This is a genomic window from Clostridiales bacterium, assembly GCA_018333995.1.
Taxonomy (GTDB): Bacteria; Actinomycetota; Coriobacteriia; order Anaerosomatales; family SLCP01; genus JAGXSG01.
In genome coordinates this window covers 21279-28557 of the sequence record JAGXSG010000020.1, presented here as the reverse complement: position 1 = coordinate 28557, position 7279 = coordinate 21279, and the positions used below count along the sequence as shown (strand labels likewise).

Below are 7279 nucleotides of genomic sequence, written 5' to 3'. Positions count from 1 at the left end.
GCGTTCATCCTGAGCCAGGATCAAACTCTCCGTTGAAAGTGTCACAGGACGAGTCCTGCGATTCACGAAGGTTTGGATCTGCTCGATCCGGTTGGATCCACCTTCGCCGGCAAGGAAACCGACGCGGTATGGACCCGGTTGTGTCAATCCGGTTTGGTCTGTTGATGACCCTCTCGGATGACGGGTTCATGTGGTTCGCTATCGCGAACCTGACTGGCTTGTCACAGTATCCGGTTTTCAAGGTTCAGGCGCGGCAAGAACCCCACACATCCTGCGGTTTTCCCGCCGTCGTCCGCCGACCCAATCTTGGCGGCGAGGAAGTACTCTACTCATTCCCTCGCCCGGTGTCAACAACCATTCTCAGGTTTCTTTAGCGTCGCACGCGAGGCTGCTTGGCTCGGCATCCTATCCATCAGAAACGCCCCCTGATGCAGGAGGCGTCCGAAGTAGAGAGAGGGCGACGAATCGCCACTGTCGTGACATGTCGCCTTCTATCGGATCGACCCCTGACGGTTGGTCATTATCAACCTGCGTCTCGAATCGGCCAGCTTCCAATACCGTGCACCCGGAAACGATACCACTAGCGATCACCGTTAGCAACGCCACAAATGGCATTCGACGCTGTAACTCAGTGGCCCGAACCCGGACTTAACTTATACCCGGCCACGACCTTGCCAAAACAGCGGAATCAACGTCCTCGATTTCCCCCTGGATCCCTCAGCCACGGTACACAACCCTGCAGAACTTGCGTTTCCCCACCTGAAGCACCGCACCTGCGAGCCGTTCGCTCGGGATGTCGATCTCTTCAGACCCGACCGCCACCCCACCGATTCGCACCCCTCCTCCGGCGATCATCCTGCGGCCCTCGGCATTTGAAGCGACGAGCCCAGCATCGCGCAGCACCGCGGGGAGGTGAATGAGGTCGCCCATGTGTTCAAGCACGTGCTCAGGAACGTTTTCCGGAATGGACCTCTCCTTGAACAACCGGTCAAACGCCGCCTCAGCCGCCGCTCCCTCGGCAGCGGAATGGTACAGCGTGACGATCTCACGGGCGAGTCGGCGTTTGGCGGCATTGGGGTGCAGCGTTCCGCTGGACAGGCCAGCTTCGATCGTGTCGATCTCGTCAACGGAAAGCGCGGTGCAAAGACGGTAGTACTTGAGCGTGAGCTCGTCGGGGATCGACATGAGCTTGCCAAACATCTCGGCGGGAGGATCGGTCAATCCCACATAGTTGCCGTAGCTCTTGCTCATCTTGTGCACGCCATCGGTGCCCTCAAGCAGCGGGAGGGTCAGACATACTTGCCCCTCCAGATCGAGCTTTCCCATCAGCTCCCTGCCCGCGAGGAGATTGAAAAGCTGGTCGGTGCCGCCAAGCTCGATATCTGCCTTAATCGCGACCGAATCGTAGGCTTGGGCGACGGGATAGAGAAACTCATGCAGTGATATCCCGACTCCATCCCGGTAGCGCTTCTGGAAGTCGTCACGCTCCAGGATTCGCGCCACGGTGAACTGGCTCGTAAGGCGGAGCAGATCTGCAAAGCCGAGAGGCGCGAGCCACTCCGAGTTGCGGCGGACCGTGGCGCGGCTCTCATCGAGGATCCGAAACGCCTGCTCTATATAGGTCTGGGCATTCGTGTCAACCTCGGCGATGGTAAGAGGTGGACGGGTCGAGTTGCGACCGGAGGGGTCCCCGATGAGCGCGGTAAAGTCCCCGATGATGAGGACCACTTGGTGCCCGAGATCCTGGAACTGCCTCAGCTTACGCAACGGGACAGCGTGTCCGAGGTGCAGGTCTGGCGCGGTGGGATCGACGCCGAGCTTGGCAACAAGCGGGACACCTCGGGCTAGCTTGGCGGCGAGCGCGTCCTCAGGGACGATGTCAGCGACACCGCTTCGCATAATGCGCAGTTGCTCAGATGCAGGCAACACGACGGTTGACTCCTCTAATCGAGAGTACGGACTGCCAGGCCAGCGGCACCGCAACGCGCGTGACGGTTCGATGACTCGTGGGTGCCGACCGGGGTTGTGCGTGTCATACTCTAGCATGACACCGGTCCGAGACCGCCCGCCGCGGCTGTCTCCGCGCGCCATTCGCGCGCTACCACTAGGGTATGCTCTCTAACTTATGGATGACTTCAACGACCAACCCAAACGCCGCTCCGGCGGAAACCGAAAGAAGCCCACGCCAAGGAAGCGATCCCGGGTGCCGCGCGACGAACCGGCACGAGGTGGCACGCGAGGCGACAGACAACGCGTGCGTGACACCGCGTCCTCCCGGCGCACCACGGTAAACAGGGCACGCCCGTCGCGCCGCCCTTCGCGCGACAACCGCACAAGGAAGCCGCCAGCGAAAAGACCCCGCGCGAAACGCTTCGTGCGGATACTCGCGCTTGCGCTCGCTTTGGTCTCAGCAAGCGCGCTGATCGCGGGGGGACTCGTGTACGCAAGCATCGTGCGCGACCTCCCCGACTTAGAGGGTCCGCCAGCAGGCCGCGACCAGACGTCGGTGATCACAGACCGCAACGGCGAGGTCCTCGCTACCTTGTTTGCCGAGCAGAACCGCACGGACCGGCCGCTGGCCGAGATACCGCAAGCGCTCAGACAGGCCGTGATCGCGACTGAGGACTCCCGGTACTACGAGCACAGGGGAATCGATCCGATCGGCATCGCTCGAGCGTTGTGGGTCGACATCAGGACACGCTCCGCTGCGCAGGGCGGCTCGACGATCACGCAACAGTACGTCAAAAACGCATTCATCACGCCGGAAAAGACGCTGCGCCGAAAGATCTCAGAGGCGATCCTCGCCTACCGGCTCGAACAGCGTTACAGCAAGGACCGTGTACTCGAGCTGTATCTCAACACGATCTACTTTGGGCACGGCGCCTACGGTGTCGAGTCAGCTGCGCAAGTCTACTTTGGCAAGCCAGTCGACCAGCTCGATCTTGCTGAAAGCGCGATGCTGGCAGGCGTGATCAAGTCGCCCGGACGGTTCTCCCCTTACCTGGAGCCCGAAGCCGCGGTCTTGCGGCGAAACACCGTCCTGCGGCAAATGACCGACCAAGAGCTCATCACCGAGGAGGAGCGCGCGGCGGCGGCAGACGCTGAGCCTGTGCTTGCCGGACTTTCCGGCCGGAATGTGATCGCCCCGTACTTCGTCGAATACGTAAAAGCGCAACTTGTAGAAGAATACGGCTCGGACCAGGTATTCCGTGGCGGCATCACTGTGACCACCACACTGGACATCACGATGCAGCGTGCCGCCGAGGAGGCGATCGCGGAAGCGCTCGACTCTCCGGACGACCCATCCGCGGCGCTCGTTGCGATCGACCCTAAGACGGGCCAGATTCTTGCGATGGTGGGTGGCAAGGACTTCTCGGAAAAGCAGTTCAACGTCGCGGTCCAGGGACGCAGACAGCCGGGCTCGGCGTTCAAACCGTTCGTGCTCGCCACCGCTCTGGCACAGGGCGTCACCGCTGAGGAGACGTACGAGCGAGGTCCAGCAAGGCTCGGCCTTTCTAACGGGCAGACGTGGAGCGTTACGGGAGCAACCGGGCAAAGCGGACCGATGCGGCTGAGGGAGGCGATGGAGAAATCGATCAACTCAGTCTTCGCCCAACTCGTGTTAGAAGTGGGAGCTGACGCGGTGATACAGACCGCGCGAACGATGGGCATCACTACCGAGATTTCCCCTGTGCCCGCTGTGGCGCTCGGTGGTCACGCGGAGGGCGTCTCCCCGCTTGAGATGGCCTCGGCGTACGGAACGCTGGCGGCTGGCGGCTTGCACGCCGAGGCGCATGGCATTTCACGTGTCACCGACGCCTCAGGTGAGGTGCTCTTCTCGGCGGAGCTTGTGGCGCAAGAGGTCATCGACCCAGCGGTCGCGTATCTGACCACCGACGTGTTGAGGGGCGTCCTCACAGATGGGACAGGCGGAGTAGCTAAGATCGGTCGGCCGGCCGCTGGCAAGACGGGGACCACCCAACAGTACCGTGACGCCTGGTTCGTGGGGTATACGCCCGACTTGGTGGCATCGGTGTGGGTCGGGCATCCGGAAGCCGCCCGCGAGATGACGAACGTGCGCGGGCGCAACGTCACCGGCGGCTCGTTTCCCGCCGAGATATGGGCGGCATTCATGAAGCGGGCGCTCGCAGATCGCGATGCGACCGAATTCTCGCGTCCGGAAGGACTCGTCAGCGCTTCGGTGTGTGCGGAGAGCGGCGGTGCGGCATCCGAGTGGTGTGAGACGGCGGTCCGTGGGCTCTTTCTGGCGGCTCACAGGCCTCAGCCGTGCTCGCTCCACACCGGTCCTGAGCGTGTCGTGCTACCCAATCTCGTGGGGCTGACAAAAGAACAGGCGTTGGCGAAGCTCGCGGAACTCGAACTCACCGCAACGGTCACCGAAGAGAGCCTCCGAGGCATTCCCATGGGACTTGTCGCCCGCCACTCACCAGCGGCTGAAACCGAGGTCGAGGTCGGGACTCAAGTAGCTCTCGTCGTCTCGAGCGGCATGGCTGCCGACACTCGACCAGTCCCCGCGTTCAGTATCACTCCCATCGATGCACGCGTGGGCGCCCCTGTCACGTTCGACGCTTCAACATCTACAGACGACGGGACGATCGTGATCTATGTCTGGGAGTTCGGTGATGGTGCCGGATTCGAGGGCGCGAAGGCGACGCACACCTACGCGAGTGCGGGCACGTACGAGATCACGCTCTGGGTGACCGACGACAACGACCAGACTTCATCGTTCACTCAACGCATCACCGTGCGTTAGACGCGCGCTCGCGTCACGAGACACCTCGGAAGAAATGACCGGCGGTCGCCGGGTCGCACACCGCGTCGGTTCGCGGGCCACGGCCCGCAACGACGGACTCAAGCGCTGCGCGCACCAACTTCGTGATCTGCTGCGCCTCCTGAAGGCGCTCGACCGTGAAATCGATCCGTACCCCACCCACGCCAGTCGATATCACCTCGTCGAGCGCCCTGGTGAGATCGAGCGGCACCGCGTTGAATACGTGAGTGCGACCGTACGGGTCCACGATCACAGGCATCCCGTAGCCTTTGCGATCTTTGAGCGCGTACCATCGCGTCCGTCTCGGACACGTGCCGCACCGGCCGGAACAGTGAGCGGTCGATGAGATGACGCAGTGCTCAAGTACCATGACCTCTTGGCGGCCGAGGATCGCTGTGCCCACCGGCACCGACGAGCCGCGCGCGATCTGCGAGATCTCCCTGCCCGAAACCTCGGGAGAGAGCCAGACACCCGAAGCGCCGGCCTGGGCGAGCAGTTCAACCGTCCACTCGTTGATGGCGTTCAGCCCCCAGTGAGCCCAGACGTCCGCCCCCGCACGGCGGGCCTCGCTGAGAAGTCCTAGCGTGGAGGCGACCGCCGAGGTGCCCGCTTTGGCGTGCCCAAGCGCCTGGGCGAACTCGCATGCGTGCGCGACACGAGATGTCTCGACACTCACACGCTCGGGTATCTCGGCGTCGTCTTCAAGGGCCCATTCAGGAACGATCGCGCGGTGCGCCCCAGCGGCAAGACACGCTTTTGCGGTCGCCAGGCGCGTCGTCCACACGACGAGATCCGGCATCTCACGCGTATGCGAACGGCCGTCAGCCGTCGGCGCGCCGACGCTCAGGTCCCCGGGTGACGGCGTGTGGGGATACGCGCGGACCCTGTCGGCCCACGGTGTCAGCAGCGCGTCTTCCAAAGCGTCAGTGGCCATTCGGCGAGCGGCGTGAAGCGCGGAAAACGACATGCCAACGCCCTGATCGAGCTCGATCTCCCACCCCTCAGGCTTAAATGGCGTGCCGCCGAGACGCCCGGCGTGCTCCATGATGTCGGCGGCGGTCAGCGCCTTGGTCCTCGCCGGCTCGACGATTGGACCGAGACCGCGGCCTTCCTGGTCAGCTGTTGAGAGAGTCACTGTGAGCGGCTCGCCGAGACGCGCCTTGACGGACACTTCGGCAGAAACGATGCGGCCCGCCTCGGCGGGTACGAAAAGGCGCCGGGCGGCGGCATCGAGCGAGGCGCTGACCACGCGAAAAACGCGATCGCCGGTCGCGACCGGACGGTCGGCCGCGACCGTGGCCCGCGTTCCTGAGGGTGCCGCCGTGACGCTGGCGCCTTTGAGCGTGATGCGATCGACCCGGGTCGTGAAGCGGCCTCGTTTCGTCCAGAACTCGAGCACGTCGCCCGCGTCGATGGCGCGATCAAGGTCGATTGCGACTCCTGCGGCGCCCGTCCCAGAGACCCTGCCGATGGCCACGCCCCGGTTGTTGGGACGGGAGTATCCCATGAGGTCCTCGCCACGCTGACCCCCGAGATGTCCTGTGGTGAAGCCTCGACTGAACGCTTCGGCAAGTGAGCCATGCTCGGCTTGGGTGACCGTGAAGCCTTCCGGATCGCCGAACGCACGGTTGAGCGCTGCCCGGTAGACGCTCGTCACGACCGCGACGTACTCGGGCGCCTTCATCCGGCCCTCGATCTTGATCGCGTCCACGCCCGCCGCGATGATTGCCGGCAGCATCTCGATGGTGCAGAGGTCTTTGGGGCTGAGCAGGTATCGTCCGGGAGCGGCTCGCTTGGCGCCCGTATCATCGTAGAGTTCGTAGGGCAGACGGCACGGCTGAGCGCACTGCCCGCGGTTCGCCGAGCGCCCGCCCACCACTGACGACAGGAGGCACTGGCCCGAGTGGCTGACGCAGAGCGCTCCGTGGGCGAATATCTCGATCTCCGGTGTGGCCTCGCGGGCGATCATCCTCACATCGCCAAGCGTCACCTCCCGAGCGAGCGTGACACGCGCAAAGCCGATCTGGGCGAGCTTCGCGATCGTCGACGGGTCGTGCGCTCCGATCTGTGTCGAAGCGTGCAGTCGCACGTCTGGCAGAGCCTTTCTGACGACCCCCGCAAACCCAAGGTCCTGCACAATCACCGCGTCGACACCGGCCGCCCACGCCTCCGCGACTAAATCGAGCGCGCTCGACATCTCGTCGCGCTTAATGAGTACGTTTGCCGCGAGGTAGACGCGCGCTTGGCGCAGATGGGCGTAGCGCACGGCCTGTGCCAGATCAGCCCGCGCGAAGTTCTGCGCACCCCGCCGGGCGTTGAACTCCTCCACGCCGAGGTACACCGCGTCCGCCCCGGCGTTGACCGCCGCGTGCAACGCATCAAGCCCCCCGGCTGGCGCAAGGAGTTCGGGCATTCTGGACGCGGACTGAGACTCTGGCATGGTGAAGGCTTCCATCGGATCGGTGACGGATTCGAGTGCGCCTGGCA

General features: G+C 63.8%; 3 protein-coding genes. 1 reads left to right on the top strand and 2 read right to left on the bottom strand.

What is annotated here, in order from left to right; genetic code table 11:
* Positions 1 to 717: 717 nt before the first annotated feature.
* The gene (locus KGZ40_05935) at positions 718 to 1929 is read right to left on the bottom strand and encodes a tyrosine--tRNA ligase (GenBank protein ID MBS3957049.1); all 1212 of its coding nucleotides are present in this window, start codon (positions 1927 to 1929) and stop codon (positions 718 to 720) included.
* A 445-nt stretch (positions 1930 to 2374) separates the two neighbouring features.
* Between KGZ40_05935 and KGZ40_05930 the strand changes: the two genes are divergently transcribed.
* Complete coding sequence (locus KGZ40_05930) at positions 2375 to 4774, top strand: PBP1A family penicillin-binding protein (GenBank protein ID MBS3957048.1); 2400 nt, start codon at positions 2375 to 2377, stop codon at positions 4772 to 4774.
* Positions 4775 to 4787: 13 nt separating this feature from the next.
* Here KGZ40_05930 and KGZ40_05925 read toward each other — a convergent pair whose 3' ends face one another.
* Entirely contained in the window at positions 4788 to 7232 is a 2445-nt protein-coding gene (locus KGZ40_05925) for a U32 family peptidase (GenBank protein ID MBS3957047.1), read from the bottom strand.
* Between the last annotated feature and the right edge of the window lie 47 nt (positions 7233 to 7279).